Consider the following 17,192-nt stretch of genomic DNA (forward strand, 5'->3'; position numbering starts at 1 on the left):
GGGTGGTCGAGCTATGACGAAGCCCTCACTCCCCGAGCTCCTGCACGCCGCCGTCACCGCTGTCGGCGGCACGGAGCGCCCTGGCCAGGTGACCATGGCCGAGACCGTCGCCGAGGCGATCGACGACGGTTCCCATCTGCTCGTCCAGGCGGGCACCGGCACCGGTAAGTCGCTGGGCTACCTGGTGCCGGCCCTGGCGCACGGGGAGCGCGTCGTCGTGGCGACCGCCACGCTGGCACTCCAGCGCCAGCTCGTGGAGCGGGACCTGCCCCGCACGGTGGAGTCGCTGCACCCGCTGCTGCGCCGCAGACCCAATTTCGCCATGCTCAAGGGCCGGTCGAACTATCTGTGTCTGCACCGCCTCCACGAGGGCGTGCCGCAGGAGGAGGAAGAGGGCCTCTTCGACCAGTTCGAGGCGGCCGCCCCCACCAGCAAGCTGGGCCAGGACCTGCTGCGCATGCGGGACTGGGCGGACGAGACGGAGACGGGCGACCGGGACGACCTCACGCCGGGTGTCTCGGACAAGGCCTGGTCGCAGGTCTCGGTCTCCTCGCGCGAGTGCCTGGGCGCCTCGAAGTGCGCGTACGGGCAGGAGTGCTTCGCCGAGATGTCGCGCGAGCGTGCCAAGCTCGCCGACGTGATCGTGACCAACCACGCGCTGCTCGCGATCGACGCCATCGAAGGCGCCCCCGTCCTGCCGCAGCACGAGGTGCTGATCGTGGACGAGGCCCACGAGCTCGTCTCCCGGGTGACCGGTGTGGCGACGGGCGAGCTGACCCCCGGCCAGGTCAACCGTGCGGTGAAGCGCGCTGCCAAGCTCGTCAACGAGAAGGCGGCCGACCAGCTCCAGACCGCGTCCGAGGGCTTCGAGCGGGTCATGGAGCTGGCCCTGCCCGGCCGCCTGGAGGAGATCCCGGAGGACCTCGGGTACGCGCTGATGGCCCTGCGCGACGCGGCCCGCACGGTGATCACCGCCCTCGGCAACACCCGCGACAAGTCCGTCCAGGACGAGGACGCCGTCCGCAAGCAGGCGCAGGCCTCCGTGGAGAACATCCACGACGTGGCGGAGCGGATCTCGAACGGCTCGGAGTGGGACGTCGTCTGGTACGAGCGGCACGACCGTTTCGGTGCCTCCCTGCGCGTCGCCCCGATGTCGGTCTCCGGGCTGCTCCGGGAGAAGCTCTTCACCGACCGCTCCGTGGTGCTGACCTCGGCCACGCTGAAGCTGGGCGGGGATTTCAACGGGGTGGGGGCGTCGCTCGGCCTCGCCCCCGAGGGCACCGAGGGCGAGGACCTGCCGGTGTGGAAGGGCGTCGACGTCGGCTCGCCGTTCGAGTACCGCAAGCAGGGCATCCTCTACGTCGCCAAACACCTGGCGAAGCCGACCCGTGACGGCACGCGCACGGACATGACGGACGAGCTGACCGAGCTGATCCAGGCGTCGGGCGGCCGCACGCTCGGCCTCTTCTCCTCGATGCGGGCCGCCCAGGCGGCGGCCGAGGAGCTGCGCAAGCGCATCCCGGAGTTCCTGATCCTGCTCCAGGGCGAGGACACGCTCGGCGAGCTGATCAAGAACTTCGCGGCGGACCCGGAGACCTGTCTGTTCGGCACGCTGTCGCTCTGGCAGGGCGTCGATGTGCCGGGGCCGAACTGTCAGCTGGTCGTGATGGACAAGATCCCGTTCCCGCGGCCCGACGACCCGCTGATGAGCGCGCGGCAGAAGGCGGTCGAGGAGGCGGGTGGCAATGGCTTCATGGCGGTGGCCGCCACGCACGCGGCGCTCCTGATGGCGCAGGGCGCGGGCCGGCTCGTCCGTGCGACGGGCGATCGCGGAGTGGTCGCCGTCCTGGACCCCCGCCTCGCCACGGCGCGCTACGGGAGCTATCTGAAGGCCTCGATGCCGGACTTCTGGTTCACGACGGACCGGAACCAGGTGCGGCGCTCGCTGTCGACGATCGACGCGGCGGCGAAGAAGGCGGAAGCCGAGAAGGACGGGGCCGAGAAGGCGGAGGCCTGAGCGGCGCCCTGGTTCGTACACGAGCGGCGCCCGGGTTCGCGCACGAGAGCGCTACCCCGGCTCGGATGCAGGACCCGGCGTGGACAGCGCAGGGCCCCGGAACCGGCGCAGTAGGTTCCGGGGCCCGGTCAGGGAGGAGCGTCAGACGCGCCGCAGAACGGCCACCACCTTGCCGAGGATCGTCGCCTCGTCGCCGGGGATCGGCTGGTACGCGGCGTTGTGCGGCAGGAGCCAGACGTGGCCCTCCTCCCGCTTGAAGCGCTTGACCGTGGCCTCGCCGTCGAGCATCGCGGCCACGATGTCCCCGTTCTCCGCGACGGGCTGGCGGCGGACCGTGACCCAGTCCCCGTCGCAGATCGCGGCCTCGATCATCGAGTCGCCGACGACCTTGAGGACGAACAGCTCACCGTCACCGACCAGCTGCCGGGGGAGCGGGAAGACGTCCTCGACCGACTCCTCCGCGAGGATCGGGCCACCGGCGGCGATCCGGCCGACGAGCGGCACGTACGAGGCGGCGGGCTTGCCCGTGGTGTCCGTGGGCTGCGCGCTGGGCTGGTCCGAGCCACGGACCTCGTACGCGCGCGGACGGTGCGGGTCACGGCGCAAGAAGCCCTTGCGCTCGAGGGCCATCAGCTGGTGCGCCACCGACGACGTGCTGGACAGGCCGACCGCCTGGCCGATCTCGCGCATGGACGGCGGGTACCCCCGACGCTGCACGGAGTCCCGGATGACCTCGATCACGCGGCGCTGCCGGTCGGTGAGCCCGGAGCTGTCGGCCCGAATACCTGGGGGCCGACCGGGCAGGGAGCGCCCTGGCTTGGGCCCCTCCTGGCTCATGGCTGAGTCGTTCATGGCATGCACCGGCTCGAGTCGGCCCTGGGCGCGGCCCTGGGCAGTGATGGTGGCACTGTCTGCGGTCGTGGTCACGTCGGTCGGCCCCTCTCGAGAATGTCTCCCTAGCTAGCCAACGGTAGTTCCTTTCGAAAGGTTGCGCCAAACACACGTTCGAGTGAAAAACCGCAGATTGCTTGTCGTGATCATGCGCCTGGGTGTATGGCCACCTCGAAGCGGAACGGCAATTCAGCTCAATCCGGTACGCTTCATCGCTGGAGTCGAGGCTCGGCCCGGGGGTCCCCCAGTCTGCCACTCGTACCTCCGTCAACCAGGCACCGCCCTCGGTTTTTTCTCGCGCCGCGCCGGTCGGGGGTCAAGCTCCCCAAGGCCCCGCCGCGCCCGTACGATGCGTTCCGCACGCGCGACACGCCTAGGGCGCAATTCGCGGCCAAACCCCAGATGTAGTGGTTGGATTGGATCCGCAGCCCAGAAGTTGTGGTCCCCGGTCCATCTCGGCCGAGGTCATCGCCTATGCTTGGGGCTGCTTCGAGAGGCGTCACCAGCCGCTCGGGGCTATCGAGTCGTGCCGTGAAGGAGGGTTGGGAGTTCATGCACTGCCCCTTCTGTAGGCATCCCGACAGTCGTGTCGTCGACAGCCGCACCACCGACGACGGCACGTCGATCCGCCGGCGCCGTCAGTGTCCGGACTGCTCCCGTCGTTTCACGACGGTGGAGACCTGCTCACTGATGGTCGTGAAGCGGAGCGGGGTGACCGAACCCTTCAGTCGCACCAAGGTCATCAATGGCGTACGCAAGGCGTGCCAGGGCCGTCCTGTCACCGAGGACGCCCTCGCCCAGCTCGGCCAGCGGGTCGAGGAGGCGGTGCGCGCCACCGGAAGCGCCGAACTGACCACCCACGACGTGGGCCTGGCCATACTCGGCCCGCTTCAGCAGCTGGATCTCGTCGCCTACCTGCGGTTCGCGTCCGTCTACCGGGCGTTCGACTCGCTGGAGGACTTCGAGTCGGCGATCGCGGAACTGAGGGAACAAACGCCCGACGCGGAGGCGGACCGCGCGGGCGAAGAGCGCACACAGAGCGAGTGCGGGCCCGGCGGGGCTGTAGAAGTCCCCGTGCCCGCCCACGCCGCCGACTGACGGCCCAGGGCCGGGCGGCGGCGACCCCAAAGACCTGTTGCGGGCGGCAAGAGCGGCGGCCGCAACACAAGACACACACCGTGCGCGGGAAGATCCGGGCACTTTAGGGCGTTTTAGCCCGATATATGGGAGGCGGCATGACAGAGACGGCGAGCGGCCCGGCACGAGGCTCCCGAGCCAAGGGAGCCAAGGCCAACAAGGGTCTGCGTATCGAGCGCGTCCACACCACCCCCGGCGTGCACCCGTACGACGAGGTCGAGTGGGCGCATCGTGACGTCGTCATGACCAACTGGCGCGACGGCTCGGTCAACTTCGAGCAGCGTGGCGTCGAGTTCCCCGAGTTCTGGTCGGTGAACGCGGTCAACATCGTCACCAGCAAGTACTTCCGGGGTGCGGTCGGCACCCCGCAGCGCGAGGTGAGCCTCAAGCAGCTCATCGACCGCATCGTGAAGACGTATCGGAAGGCCGGCGAGGACCACAAGTACTTCGCCTCGCCCGCCGACGCCGAGATCTTCGAGCACGAGCTGGCCTACGCCCTCCTGCACCAGATCTTCAGCTTCAACTCGCCGGTCTGGTTCAACGTCGGCACGCCGCAGCCCCAGCAGGTCTCCGCCTGCTTCATCCTGTCCGTCGACGACTCCATGGAGTCGATCCTCGACTGGTACAAGGAAGAGGGCATGATCTTCAAGGGCGGCTCCGGCGCCGGCCTGAACCTCTCCCGCATCCGCTCCTCCAAGGAGCTGCTCTCCTCGGGCGGCAACGCCTCGGGCCCCGTCTCCTTCATGCGCGGTGCCGACGCCTCTGCAGGAACGATCAAGTCGGGTGGCGCCACGCGCCGCGCCGCCAAGATGGTCATCCTCGACGTCGACCACCCCGACATCGAGGGCTTCATCGAGACCAAGGTGAAGGAAGAGGAGAAGATCCGCGCCCTGCGCGACGCGGGCTTCGACATGGACCTGGGCGGCGACGACATCACGTCCGTCCAGTACCAGAACGCCAACAACTCGGTGCGCGTGAACGACGAGTTCATGAAGGCCGTCGAGTCCGGCTCCAAGTTCGGCCTGCGCGGCCGCATGGACGGCGAGGTCATCGAGGAGGTCGAGGCCAAGTCGCTGTTCCGCAAGATGGCCGAGGCCGCCTGGGCCTGTGCCGACCCCGGCATCCAGTACGACGACACCATCAACCACTGGCACACGTGCCCGGAGTCCGGCCGCATCAACGGCTCGAACCCGTGCAGCGAGTACATGCACCTGGACAACACGTCCTGCAACCTCGCCTCGCTGAACCTGATGAAGTTCCTGAAGGACGACGGCAAGGGCAACCAGTCCTTCGACGTCGAGCGCTTCGCGAAGGTCGTCGAGCTCGTCATCACCGCGATGGACATCTCCATCTGCTTCGCGGACTTCCCGACCCAGAAGATCGGTGAGAACACCCGCGCCTTCCGCCAGCTCGGCATCGGCTACGCGAACCTGGGCGCCCTGCTCATGGCGACCGGCCACGCCTACGACTCGGACGGCGGCCGCGCCCTCGCCGGCGCCATCACCTCGCTGATGACGGGTACGTCGTACAAGCGCTCGGCCGAGCTCGCCGCGGTCGTCGGCCCGTACGACGGCTACGCGAAGAACGCCACGCCGCACAACCGCGTCATGAAGCAGCACGCCGACGCCAACGCTGAGGCCGTCCGCATGGACGACCTGGACACCCCGATCTGGGCCGCCGCCACGGAGGCCTGGCAGGACGTGATCCGCCTCGGCGAGAAGAACGGTTTCCGTAACTCGCAGGCGTCCGTCATCGCCCCGACTGGCACCATCGGTCTCGCGATGTCCTGCGACACCACCGGCCTTGAGCCCGACCTCGCCCTGGTCAAGTTCAAGAAGCTGGTCGGCGGCGGCTCGATGCAGATCGTCAACGGCACCGTGCCGCAGGCCCTGCGCCGCCTGGGCTACCAGGAGGAGCAGATCGAGGCGATCGTCGCCCACATCGCCGAGCACGGCAATGTGATCGACGCCCCGGGCCTCAAGCTCGAGCACTACGAGGTGTTCGACTGCGCCATGGGCGAGCGCTCCATCTCCGCGATGGGCCACGTCCGCATGATGGCCGCCATCCAGCCCTGGATCTCCGGCGCGCTCTCCAAGACGGTCAACCTGCCGGAGACGGCGACCGTCGAGGACGTCGAGGAGGTCTACTTCGAGGCCTGGAAGATGGGCGTCAAGGCGCTCGCGATCTACCGCGACAACTGCAAGGTCGGCCAGCCCCTCTCCGCCAAGAAGAAGGAGCAGGAGAAGGCCGAGGTCACCGAGAAGACCGAGGCGACGATCCGCGAGGCCGTCGAGAAGGTCGTCGAGTACCGCCCGGTCCGCAAGCGCCTCCCGAAGGGCCGTCCCGGCATCACCACCTCCTTCACGGTCGGCGGCGCCGAGGGCTACATGACCGCCAACTCCTACCCGGACGACGGTCTCGGCGAGGTCTTCCTGAAGATGTCGAAGCAGGGCTCGACCCTCGCGGGCATGATGGACGCCTTCTCCATCGCCGTCTCGGTCGGCCTCCAGTACGGCGTGCCGCTGGAGACCTACGTCTCGAAGTTCACCAACATGCGCTTCGAGCCGGCCGGCATGACGGACGACCCGGACGTGCGGATGGCGCAGTCGATCGTCGACTACATCTTCCGCCGCCTGGCGCTCGACTTCTTGCCCTTCGAGACGCGCTCCGCGCTCGGCATCCACTCCGCCGAGGAGCGTCAGCGTCACCTGGAGACCGGTTCGTACGAGCCGAACGAGGACGAGGTCGACGTCGAGGGCCTGTCCCAGTCGGCGCCGCGCGCCCAGGAACTGAAGGCCGTCGAGACGCCGAAGGCCGAGGGCGCCACCGCGCAGCCCGTCCCGCAGCAGGCGCACACCAGCGCCGAGCTCGTCGAGATGCAGCTGGGCATCCAGGCCGACGCCCCGCTCTGCTTCTCCTGCGGAACGAAGATGCAGCGGGCCGGCTCCTGCTACATCTGCGAGGGCTGCGGCTCGACCAGCGGTTGCAGCTGACCCGGCTGAGGGTCGGGCCGCCGGCCTGACCCTGCCGCGTGCCTGAGCCGAGGGCGGTGGAACCAGTACGGTTCCGCCGCCCTTCGGCGTATGCGCGGCGATGCTCCCGACGCCGCTCCGCGTGGCTAGAGCGCGCCCATCGCCGCGGCGAAGGCGTTCAGATCCCCGTCGTGGAAGCCGCGCACCGTCTCGTGGAACGACCACTCGCCGTCGGCACCCCGGGTGAACTCCGCGACCGTCGTCGCGGAGGAGCCGGAGACCACCGAGAAGTCGTGCTGCGACAGGTCGGTGTAGCCCTCCCGTATGCGGATCGCGGTGTTCGGGACGTCGCCGAAAACCTTGGCCCGTCCGGATCCCCCCTCGCCCTGCTGGATGGCGACGCCGACGACCACGCGCGCGTACGCGTCCGCGAGCCGCCCCAGCTCGAGCGTCATCACCTCGTCGAAGCCGAAGCCCTGGCCCGTCCTGCTGTCCCTGTTGAGGGTGATCGTCCCGTCGGGCGACCGGCTGTCGAAGTGCACGACGTACGCGGGGCTGCCGTGCGGATCCTCGCCCGTGTATGTCCCGGCGACCAGGTCCAGGTCGTGGGGAGGCGAACCCATCGGGCTCGGGTCCCACTTCAGTCCAACCTCGATCTTCTCGATTCCCTTGCGCAGACTGCTCACCGAACTCCCCCTCCTCGGTGTGGTGTTGAGTGCTACCGATACGCTACGTGGTCCCACTGACAACAGACACAGCCGTCCCCTCAGGGGCCTCGACCGTGGGTTCGGGACCGCCGCGGCGGACGCCACGCGCGCCGTACGATGGCGCGGTGCTGGTCAAGTGGATTCGTTGCACTGTGGTGGATCGTCGGGGTTTCGAGCGGGGACAGCGGAAGTGGGCGGGGCTGCTGGGCGAGCCCGGTTTCCGGGGGCAGGGCGGAGGCTGGAGCAGGCAACGGCCCGGCGTGGCCCACGTCTTCGGCTTCTGGGAGAGCCGCGCCTTCTACGACTCCTTCATGGCGCGCTCCCACGACCGGCTCGCGGCCACGCAGTCGGGAACGTTCAAGAACAGTCAGGTGAAGCTCTTCGACCACCGTTTCGACGTGAAGACCGGGTTCGAGCCGCGCTTCACGGACGCGGACGTCGTGCGGGTGGCGCACTGCACGGTCAACGCCGACCGGGCCGAGCACTTCACCTTGATGCAGCAGAAGGTGTGGAACCCGGCGATGGCCGGCTCGCCCGGCATGGTCAGGGGACTGTTCGGCGACGCCCCCGGAGACGAATTCCTGGTCCTGTCCATGTGGCGGTCGGCGGCCGAGCACGGCAAGTACCAGGTCGACCGGGTGGAGCGGCTCTCGGCGCGCGCCCAGACGGATGTCGACATAGCGGCGATCACGGGGGACATCGTCGACCTGGAAGCGACCTGGACGGTCTGAACGCCCCGCCGCATGCCCCGCACGGGTGCTCGAAGCGGCCCGGCGATCTAGGGTCGTGTGCATGGCACGACCGCGGCGCATCGTTCTAGTTCGGCACGGCGAATCCGAAGGCAATGCCGACGACAGCATCTACGAGCGCGAGCCCGATCACGCCCTGACGCTCACCGACAAGGGCTGGCGCCAGGCCGAGACCACCGGCGAGGAGCTCCGTGAGCTCTTCGGACGCGAACGGGTGAGCGTGTACGTCTCGCCGTACCGGCGCACGCACGAGACCTTCCGCGCTTTCCGGCTCGACCCCGACCTCGTCCGCGTACGGGAGGAGCCCCGGCTGCGCGAGCAGGACTGGGGGAACTGGCAGGACCGCGAGGACGTGCGGCTGCAGAAGGCGTACCGCGACGCCTACGGGCACTTCTTCTACCGATTCGCCCAGGGGGAGTCCGGCGCGGACGTGTACGACCGCGTCGGCGCGTTTCTGGAGAGCCTGCACCGCAGCTTCGAGGCCTCCGACCATCCGCCGAACGTGCTGCTGGTGACGCACGGACTGACCATGCGGCTGTTCTGCATGCGGTGGTTCCACTGGACCGTCGGCGACTTCGAATCGCTGTCGAACCCCGGGAACGCGGAGAAGCGGGTCCTCGTTCTCGGGGACAACGGCAAGTACACCTTGGACCGCCCGTTCGACCGCTGGCGCGAACCGGAATCGTACGGGGTCACCGGATAGAGTGGCAGGGCGATGACCGCTGACTCCTCTCCCGACGGGCGCCTGCACCGCGCCCTGTCCAGCCTGCGCGGACTCTCCGTGGGAGACGCGCTGGGATCACAATTCTTCGTTCCCGCGAACTATCCGCTGCTCAAGGCCCGCGCCCTGCCCGAGGGCCCCTGGCAGTGGACCGACGACACCGAGATGGCCTGCTCGGTGGTCGCCGTACTCGCCGAGCACGGCCGGGTCGACCAGGACGAGCTGGCCCGCTCGTTCGCGGAGCGCCAGGACGTCGACCGCGACTACGGTCGCGCCGTGAACACGCTGCTCCAGCAGGTCCGCGAGGGCCACGACTGGCGGTCCCTGGCCTCCGCCCTGTTCAACGGCCGGGGCTCGTGGGGGAACGGCGCGGCGATGCGGATCGCGCCGCTCGGCGCCTACTACGCCGACGACCCCGAGCAGGCCACCCACCAGGCCGAGATCTCCGCCTACCCGACGCACCAGCACCGGGAGGCCGTCGTGGGCGCGATGGCGGTGGCCGCCGCTGCCGCCCTGGTGGCGGGCGAGGAGAAGCCTCCCACGCCGCAGGACCTGCTCGACGGCGTGATCGCGCTCGTGCCTCGCAGCGCGGTGGGCGCGGGCCTGCGCCGGGCCAGGGACATGCTCGACTACGGGGACGCGTCCACGGTGGCGGCGGTCCTCGGCTGCGGCCGACGTACGACCGCGCACGACACCGTGCCGTTCGCCCTGTGGTCCGCGGCGCGCGGCCTCGGTGACTTCGAGCAGGCGTTCTGGACCACGGCCCAGGTCGGCGGCGACATGGACACGACCTGCGCGATGGTGGGCGGCATCGTCGCCTCCCGCGCGGACGGGGCGCCCTCGGCCGAGTGGCTCGGACGGACTGAGCCACTGCCGACCTGGGCGCCGACCGCGGAGATCGCGTAGGAGCCAGGGCGGGCCGGGGGAGAGCCCCCGGCCCTCGGACGTCTCAGACCGAGGCGCCCGGCCTCCCACTCAGTGCCTCCAGGTCGCTCTTGCGCACCTGGATGACGAACAGGGCGATGAGGGCCGCGACCACGGCCAGTGAGGCCGCCGCTATGAAGGCGCTGCCGATGCCGTGCGCGAGCACCGCGTCGTTCCACGGCGCGGGCAGCCGGTGAGTCCTGGCGAACTCGGCCTTCTGCGCCGCTGAGCCCTCGGCGAGGAACTTCGGTATCTGCTTGGCCGCCTCGTTCTCACTCGCGCTGCTGAAGATCGTGGTGAGGACCGAGAGCCCGAGGGCGCCGCCGACCTGCTGCGTCGTGTTGAGCATGCCGGAGGCCGCGCCGGACTCGCTGTCGGCTATGCCGGAGACGGCGGTCAGGGTCAGCGTCACGAAGTTCAGGCCCATGCCGAAGCCGAACAGGAGCATCGGGCCGAGGACGCCGCCGACGTACGAGCTGCCGGGGTCGATCAGCGTCAGCCAGCCCATGCCCGTGGCGGTCAGCAGACAGCCCACGACCATGAAGGGCTTGGGGCCGAGCCGGGGCAGCAGGTTCGTGGCGATGCCCGCTCCGAGCACGATCGCGGCGGTCACCGGCAGGAAGGCAAGGCCGGCCCTGATCGGGCTGTAGTGCAGCACGTTCTGCACGAAGAGCACGATGAAGAAGAACATGCCGAACATGGCCGCGGCGAGGCTCAGCATCATCGCGTAGGTGCCGGACCGGTTGCGGTCCTTGAACAGCCGTAGAGGCGTGATCGGCTGGCTGGTGCGCCGTTCGATGGCGACGAAGGCGACCAGCAGGACGGCTGCCGCGGCGAAGGACGCGGTGGCGAGCCCGTCGCTCCAGCCCTCGGAGGCGGCACGGATGAACCCGTACACGAGGGCGGCCATGCCGAGGGTCGAGGTGAGGGCGCCCGGAAGGTCGAACCGTCCGGGATGGCGCTCCGACTCTTTGATGTACCGAGGCGCGAGGGCGGCGATCACGATGCCTATGGGTACGTTGACGAAGAGCACCCAGCGCCAGTCGAGCCAGTCGGTCAGCATGCCGCCCGCGAGCAGCCCCACGGCGCCGCCACCTGCGGATACGGAGGCGAAGACACCGAACGCGCGGTTCCGCTCGGGCCCCTCGGGGAACGTCGTGGCGATGAGCGCCAGGGATGTGGGCGAGGCGATCGCGCCGCCGACGCCCTGGAGCGCGCGGGCCGCGAGGAGCTGCCAGGGTTCCTGGGCGAACCCGCCGAGGAGCGAGGCCAGGCTGAACAGGGCGATGCCGGTGATGAACATGCGGCGGCGGCCGAGAAGGTCGCCGGCCCGGCCGCCGAGGAGCAGCAGGCCGCCGAAGGTGAGCGCGTATGCGTTGATCACCCAGGTCAGGTCGTTGGTGGAGAAGCCCAGTGCCGTCTGGATGTGCGGCAGGGCGATGTTCACGATGGTGGCGTCGAGGACGACCATCAGCTGGCACGCGGCGATCACCGTCAGCGCGATGCCGGGTCGAGGTGGGCGCGCGGTGGCGCGGCGTTTGCCGGGTAAGGCCGGAGGTACCTGGAGCTGATCCTGTGTCACGAGCGATCCCCCATGGGCAAAGTTAGAGAACGGTCGCGTTCCCTGTGTGGGATCGTAGCGGCGCGGGGATAGTGAACACAAGCGTTCTTTACGGTAGTTGGTGCAACGTCGGGAATTCCTCGACGTCGCCCCGTCGAAAAGAGGGTGTGACGCCTGACATGCTCAGTGGTGGCTCCCCATCAGTGGACACAAACGTTCACTGAGCCCGCTGCCGCGCGTCCGAACCGCTCCGGACCGCTCAACGGAGAGATGAAAATGGTTAGTTCACGTCGGACGGCCGCCCCCGCTCAGGCGGCATCCGCGCTTCGCAGGCGTGGCCCCGTGCTCGAACGGGCCATTCTGGAAGCGGCGTTGGATCAGCTCAGCACGGTCGGCTGGAACGGACTCACGATGGAGGGCGTCGCCGCGGGCGCGCAGACCGGCAAGGCCGCGGTCTATCGGCGCTGGCCCTCGAAGGAGGATCTCGTCGTCGACGCGCTCCAGTCCGGTCTGCCCGTGCTGGACTCGGCGCCGGAGTGCGGAAATGTCCGGGAGGACCTGCTCGAACTGTGCCGGCGGATGCGCGCGGCCATGTATTCGAGGCCCGGCTTCGCGCTGCGCTCCGTGCTTCACGAATGCGACACGGTCACCGCCGAGCGCTTCCATGGCTTGATCACCGAGGGGGTCATCGAGCCCACCGTCGAGCTGATCAAGGAAGTCTTGCATCGCGGCATTGAGCGAGGTGAGGTGCGTCCGGACATCGACGAAGGGCTGGTGGGCGACGTCATTCCGGCGCTGATGATGTACCGCTCGAAGGTTTGCGGAAGTGAATGGGAGGACGGGGATCTGGTCGAGATGATCGACCACGTGATGGTCCCCCTGCTGCGTCACCACACGCATTGAGGTGAGCCGGGTGTCGCGCCGGTACCCGGGCGGCGTACGCTGTCTGCCGCCATGCCGTACGAAGCACCCACCCACACCGTCGAGCGCTCACTGCGCGCCACCACCGGTGCCAAGATCATCGCCGGTGTCGACGAGGTCGGCCGTGGTGCCTGGGCCGGTCCGGTCACTGTCTGCGCGGCCGTCACCGGCCTGCGCCGTCCGCCGGAGGGCCTCACCGACTCCAAGCTGATCAGCCCCAAGCGCCGCGAGACGCTCGCGGACGAGCTGGAGAGCTGGGTGACCGCGCACGCCCTGGGGCATGCCTCGCCCGAGGAGATCGATGACCTGGGGATGACGGCGGCTCTGCGGCTCGCCGCCGTGCGCGCCCTCGAGGGCCTGCCGGTGCAGCCGGACGCGGTCATCCTCGACGGGAAGCACGACTACCTGGGTGCTCCCTGGCAGGTTCGTACGGTGATCAAGGGGGACCGTTCCTGCATCGCTGTCGCCGCGGCGTCGGTGATCGCCAAGGTCTGCCGCGACAAAATGATGGCCGAACTGGGCATCGACCATGCAGACTTCGGGTTTGCGGCCAACGCCGGATACCCGTCGCCGGTGCATCGCGCCGCGTTGGAGGAGCGGGGGCCCACCCCGTACCACCGGCTCACGTGGGCGTATCTTGATGCGCTGCCCCAGTGGCGGCACCTCAAGAAGGCCCGCAGTTGGGCGGACGTGGGCGTTCCGGAGATCGAGGGCCAGCTCGGCTTCGACTTCTGACCGCCACGCTCGTACTGACGTGCCACCCGTTGACGCGAGCCGCACCTGCGTTTGATAGATATCAGCTCATGCCTCTCAGTCCCGAGGAGCCTCAGATTCCCGAGAGTGCCCAGGGTCCCCGCGCCACGCCCACCAGCGGCCGTACCGCGCCGACCCCTCGCCCCGTACCCGGCCCGCGACCCGCGGCGCCCCCGCGACCCGGACGTCCGGGTCCCTCCCGGCCCATGCCGCCCGCGCAGCGCACCTCGCGCGAGTCGGCCGGTGCCCCCAAGCCGGGCCCGAAGGCCCCTGCCGACGCGCAGACTTCGGCCTCCCAGCCGCAGATCCAGCTCATCCCGGCCTCGGCCGAAGGTGCGCTGGATGCCGCAGAGGAAGCCCTCGACCTGCTGCTCGACTCGGGCCGCGCGCCCGGCGACGTCCTGGTGATCACCACCGGGGAGCAGCACCCGTGGGCGGCCCACGAGCTGTCCTTCGGTGAGGACTCCTACTGGGCGCAGCACGACGCGCGCGACGACGTCTTCTACGCCGACGCCTCCGCCCTGGGCCGTGCCGCGTCCCGCCCGGTGGTCGTCGTCGCCGTGAACGGCGGAGCCGACGAGATCGCCACCACGGCGCTGCCGCTCGCGCTCGGCCGGGCCGGTGCGCTGCTCATCGTGTGCGGCGACCCGGAGCGCATCAACGCTCTGCTCGGCGCCGGGGTCTGACGCGCCGCTTGCCGGCTGCCCGTACCGCGCGGCGGTGACCGGGGAGTCCGGCAGGCGGGCGCGCTACGGCCGGTGGCTGTTCAGCGCGCCGCGGCGCGGCGGAGCACCTCCGTCGCGGCGCCGCCCGTGCGCGGCGCCGACGGCTCGCTCTGTCCGAGGGCCTCGGCCACGGAGCCCACGCTCGGGCGACGACCGGCCCTGCCCTCACCGAGGACCTGCCAGCCGTCCCGCGTCATCGTGATGTACGCCCCGCAGCGCAGGCCGTGCAGCGTGCACGCGTCGCGCAGGCCCCACATCCAGGCCCCGTCCTCCTCCGTCCACCGTGTGTCGCCCTCGCGGCAGTACAGCAGGACGGCGGTGCGGACCGGGGTGCGGCGGCGCAGATCGTGCGGGATGACCCGGCGCAGCTGGGACAGCAGGGCGTTGCGGAATGTCCAGCCGTCCGTGGTGCTCTCGCGGCGCACGAACGAGGCGCTGGCCCGCAGCCGCTCCTCCGGATCGAGCACGGCCACGACGACGGTCTGCGGGATCGGTCGGTGGCGGGAGTGCAGCCCACTGACGACCTCGCGCGGATTGCGCAGCAGCGGGATGCCGGCTGCCGCCCACTCCGCGGGTTCGAGCAGCCTGGTCGGTCGGTTGACGGAATCGGCGGACCTCTCGGTGCGCATCGAGGACGCGGACATCGATACCGCCGAGGACGGAGCGAATCCGAAGGTCACGGTCCTCCCTTCGGCTACACGCCCACACTGAGGGCGGGGTCGGACTGGGGAGCGCACCGCGACACAGCTCTGCCGTCCACCGGATCACGGGGAGCCGCGCGGGGAGCACTGCCAATTCTTCCCGTCGCGGTGTCAGACGGCAACGAGCAATTGGCGTCGCGTTCCTGTATCTGGCGATGCGTCGCCAATATCCCTGCCCAAAGGTTCGGCGGCTACGCGTGTGTCAGCCCTGTACCGCGAGGACCAGCGGCAACACCCCCTCGGCTCCCGCCCGGCGCAGCAGCCGCGCGGCCATCGCCAGGGTCCAGCCGGTCTCCGTGTAGTCGTCGACGAGCAGAACCGGGCCACCCGCGCGCGAGAGCGCATCGGACAGCTCGTCGGGAAGCGTCAACGTGCCTTCCAGGGCGCGCAGTCGCTGGGCGCTGTTGCTGCGCGGGATGTGGGCGGTGTCGCTGCCGGGTGCGTAGCTGATGCTGCCCAGGAACGGCATGCGGCCGACCTGCGCGATGCCCGCGCCCAACGACTGGATGAGCTGCGGCCGGGTGTGGGACGCCATCGTGACCACGCCCACGGGACGTGGCGAGGCATCGGGGGAGCCGGACGCCCAGCCGCCCGGCCCCTTGGCCCAGTCGGCCAGCACGTCGACGACGGCTCCCGCCACGTCGTCCGGCACCGGGCCGTCCGGGGCCTGCGGCGCGAACATGGGGCGCAGCCTGTTGCCCCAGCCGATGTCCGAGAGCCGGCCCAGCGCCCGCCCGGCCGCCGCCTGCTCGCCCGCCGGGATGCGTCCCTTGAGGTCGATGCCGACCGCCGCGAGCCCGGTGGGCCACATCTTCCGGGGCTCCACCTCGACGCCCGGGCGTCCGAGTTCACCGCGAGCCGAGTTCAGCGCCTCGGGCGACACGGAGTCGGAGAACCGCGGGCCCGCACAGTTGTCGCAGCGGCCGCACGGGGCAGCCTCCTCGTCGTCCAGCTGGCGGCGCAGGAACTCCATGCGGCAGCCCGTGGTGGTCGCGTAGTCGCGCATCGCCTGCTGCTCGGTCTCGCGCTGCTTGGCCACCCATGCGTAGCGCTCGGTGTCGTACGCCCAGGGCTGTCCGGTGGCGATCCAGCCGCCCTTGACCCGGTGCACCGCGCCGTCCACGTCGAGGACCTTGAGCATCGTCTCCAGTCGCGACCTGCGCAGCTCGACCAGCGGTTCGAGGGCGGGCAGGGAGAGCGGCCGGTCGGACTGGGCGAGGACGTCCAGGGTGCGCCTGACCTGTTCCTCCGGAGGGAAGGCGAGCGAGGCGAAGTAGCGCCAGATCGCCTCGTCCTCCTTGCCGGGGAGCAGCAGCACCTCCGCGTGGTCGACTCCTCGCCCGGCGCGGCCCACCTGCTGGTAGTACGCGATCGGCGAGGATGGCGAACCGAGGTGGACGACGAACCCGAGGTCCGGCTTGTCGAAGCCCATGCCGAGCGCGGACGTGGCGACCAGCGCGGTCACCCGGTTCGCCAGCAGGTCCTCCTCGGCCTGCTGCCGGTCCGCGTTCTCCGTCTTTCCGGTGTACGAGGACACGGTGTGCCCGCACTGGCGCAGATAGGCCGTGACCTCCTCCGCCGCGGCGACGGTCAGGGTGTAGATGATCCCGGAGCCCGGCAGCTCGTCCAGGTGATCGGCGAGCCAGGCCAACCGGTGCGCGGCGTCCGGCAGTTGCAGAACCCCGAGGCTGAGGCTCTCGCGGTCGAGCGGCCCGCGCAGCACCAGGGCGTCGGAGCCCGATCCCGTGCCGAGCTGGTCGGCCACGTCCGCGGTCACTCGCGCGTTGGCCGTAGCCGTCGTCGCCAGGACCGGGACGCCCTCCGGGAGCTCGGCCAGCATCGTGCGCAGGCGGCGGTAGTCGGGCCGGAAGTCGTGCCCCCAGTCCGAGATGCAGTGGGCCTCGTCGACCACGAGCAGGCCGGTGGCGGCCGCGAGCTGCGGCAGCACGTTGTCCCGGAAGTCGGGGTTGTTGAGACGCTCGGGACTGACCAGGAGCACATCGACATCGCCGGACGCCACCTCGGCCCGCACGGCGTCCCACTCCTCGGTGTTCGACGAGTTGATGGTGCGGGCCCGAATGCCCGCACGCTCCGCCGCCTCCACCTGGTTCCGCATGAGCGCCAGGAGCGGGGAGACGATCACGGTGGGTCCGCCGCCACGACGGCGGATCAGCGACGTCGCGACGAAGTACACCGCGGACTTGCCCCAGCCGGTGCGCTGCACGACGAGGGCCCGCCGGTGGTCGGCGACCAGGGCCTCGATGGCCCGCCACTGGTCCTCGCGCAGTCTGGCCGTGCCGCTCGGGTCGCCGACGAGGCGGGCGAGAACGGTGTCGGCGGCTGTCCGCAGGTCTTCGTTGCTCATGCCCCCATGCAACCCGATGGCACTGACATCACGCGAACGCCCCCGCCG

The 17,192-nt window shown here is 70.0% G+C and carries 14 protein-coding genes; 9 read left to right on the forward strand and 5 right to left on the reverse strand.

Annotation, left to right across the window (positions count from 1 at the left end; translation table 11 throughout):
• Positions 1 to 13: 13 nt before the first annotated feature.
• The gene (locus ACTWJ8_RS28360) at positions 14 to 2,017 is read left to right on the forward strand and encodes an ATP-dependent DNA helicase (RefSeq protein WP_443260602.1); all 2,004 of its coding nucleotides are present in this window, start codon (positions 14 to 16) and stop codon (positions 2,015 to 2,017) included.
• A gap of 141 nt (positions 2,018 to 2,158) precedes the next feature.
• Here ACTWJ8_RS28360 and lexA read toward each other — a convergent pair whose 3' ends face one another.
• Complete coding sequence (gene lexA, locus ACTWJ8_RS28365) at positions 2,159 to 2,944, reverse strand: transcriptional repressor LexA (RefSeq protein WP_356378140.1); 786 nt, start codon at positions 2,942 to 2,944, stop codon at positions 2,159 to 2,161.
• Positions 2,945 to 3,460: 516 nt separating this feature from the next.
• On the opposite strand from lexA, the gene nrdR reads away from it, so the two are divergent.
• Both nrdR and ACTWJ8_RS28375 read left to right on the forward strand, forming a co-directional pair.
• The gene (gene nrdR / locus ACTWJ8_RS28370) at positions 3,461 to 4,006 is read left to right on the forward strand and encodes a transcriptional regulator NrdR (protein ID WP_356378142.1); all 546 of its coding nucleotides are present in this window, start codon (positions 3,461 to 3,463) and stop codon (positions 4,004 to 4,006) included.
• Positions 4,007 to 4,143: 137 nt separating this feature from the next.
• Entirely contained in the window at positions 4,144 to 7,038 is a 2,895-nt protein-coding gene (locus ACTWJ8_RS28375; protein ID WP_356378144.1) for a vitamin B12-dependent ribonucleotide reductase, read from the forward strand.
• 125 nt (positions 7,039 to 7,163) lie between these two features.
• Here the strand turns inward: ACTWJ8_RS28375 and ACTWJ8_RS28380 are convergent, their stop codons facing one another.
• Positions 7,164 to 7,703 (reverse strand): TerD family protein, encoded by a 540-nt coding sequence (locus ACTWJ8_RS28380; RefSeq protein WP_443260603.1) that lies wholly within the window; start codon positions 7,701 to 7,703, stop codon positions 7,164 to 7,166.
• Positions 7,704 to 7,849: 146 nt separating this feature from the next.
• Between ACTWJ8_RS28380 and ACTWJ8_RS28385 the strand changes: the two genes are divergently transcribed.
• From ACTWJ8_RS28385 to ACTWJ8_RS28395, 3 genes are all read left to right on the forward strand, one after another.
• A complete protein-coding gene (locus ACTWJ8_RS28385; RefSeq protein WP_356378148.1) occupies positions 7,850 to 8,455 on the forward strand; it encodes a YdbC family protein in 606 nt (201 codons plus the stop codon).
• Positions 8,456 to 8,516: 61 nt separating this feature from the next.
• The gene (locus ACTWJ8_RS28390) at positions 8,517 to 9,176 is read left to right on the forward strand and encodes a histidine phosphatase family protein (RefSeq protein WP_443260604.1); all 660 of its coding nucleotides are present in this window, start codon (positions 8,517 to 8,519) and stop codon (positions 9,174 to 9,176) included.
• A gap of 12 nt (positions 9,177 to 9,188) precedes the next feature.
• A complete protein-coding gene (locus tag ACTWJ8_RS28395; RefSeq protein ID WP_443260605.1) occupies positions 9,189 to 10,100 on the forward strand; it encodes an ADP-ribosylglycohydrolase family protein in 912 nt (303 codons plus the stop codon).
• A 43-nt stretch (positions 10,101 to 10,143) separates the two neighbouring features.
• Here the strand turns inward: ACTWJ8_RS28395 and ACTWJ8_RS28400 are convergent, their stop codons facing one another.
• The gene (locus ACTWJ8_RS28400; RefSeq protein ID WP_443260606.1) at positions 10,144 to 11,700 is read right to left on the reverse strand and encodes an MFS transporter; all 1,557 of its coding nucleotides are present in this window, start codon (positions 11,698 to 11,700) and stop codon (positions 10,144 to 10,146) included.
• A 255-nt stretch (positions 11,701 to 11,955) separates the two neighbouring features.
• Between ACTWJ8_RS28400 and ACTWJ8_RS28405 the strand changes: the two genes are divergently transcribed.
• The 3 genes from ACTWJ8_RS28405 (at position 11,956) to ACTWJ8_RS28415 (ending at position 14,039) form a co-directional block, all read left to right on the forward strand.
• On the forward strand, positions 11,956 to 12,582 hold the full coding sequence (locus tag ACTWJ8_RS28405; RefSeq protein ID WP_443260607.1) for a TetR/AcrR family transcriptional regulator: 627 nt from the start codon (positions 11,956 to 11,958) through the stop codon (positions 12,580 to 12,582).
• Between the two features lie 51 nt (positions 12,583 to 12,633).
• Positions 12,634 to 13,335, forward strand: coding sequence for a ribonuclease HII (locus ACTWJ8_RS28410; protein ID WP_443260608.1), 702 nt, complete (start codon positions 12,634 to 12,636; stop codon positions 13,333 to 13,335).
• 68 nt (positions 13,336 to 13,403) lie between these two features.
• Positions 13,404 to 14,039, forward strand: coding sequence for a hypothetical protein (locus ACTWJ8_RS28415; RefSeq protein WP_356378162.1), 636 nt, complete (start codon positions 13,404 to 13,406; stop codon positions 14,037 to 14,039).
• Positions 14,040 to 14,119: 80 nt separating this feature from the next.
• Here ACTWJ8_RS28415 and ACTWJ8_RS28420 read toward each other — a convergent pair whose 3' ends face one another.
• Together ACTWJ8_RS28420 and ACTWJ8_RS28425 are read right to left on the reverse strand one after the other, a co-directional pair.
• The gene (locus ACTWJ8_RS28420; protein WP_356378165.1) at positions 14,120 to 14,758 is read right to left on the reverse strand and encodes a hypothetical protein; all 639 of its coding nucleotides are present in this window, start codon (positions 14,756 to 14,758) and stop codon (positions 14,120 to 14,122) included.
• 223 nt (positions 14,759 to 14,981) lie between these two features.
• Complete coding sequence (locus ACTWJ8_RS28425) at positions 14,982 to 17,144, reverse strand: RecQ family ATP-dependent DNA helicase (RefSeq protein WP_356378168.1); 2,163 nt, start codon at positions 17,142 to 17,144, stop codon at positions 14,982 to 14,984.
• Positions 17,145 to 17,192: the final 48 nt, after the last annotated feature.

Source organism: Streptomyces sp. SDT5-1 (genome assembly GCF_052245995.1).
Taxonomy (GTDB): Bacteria; Actinomycetota; Actinomycetes; order Streptomycetales; family Streptomycetaceae; genus Streptomyces.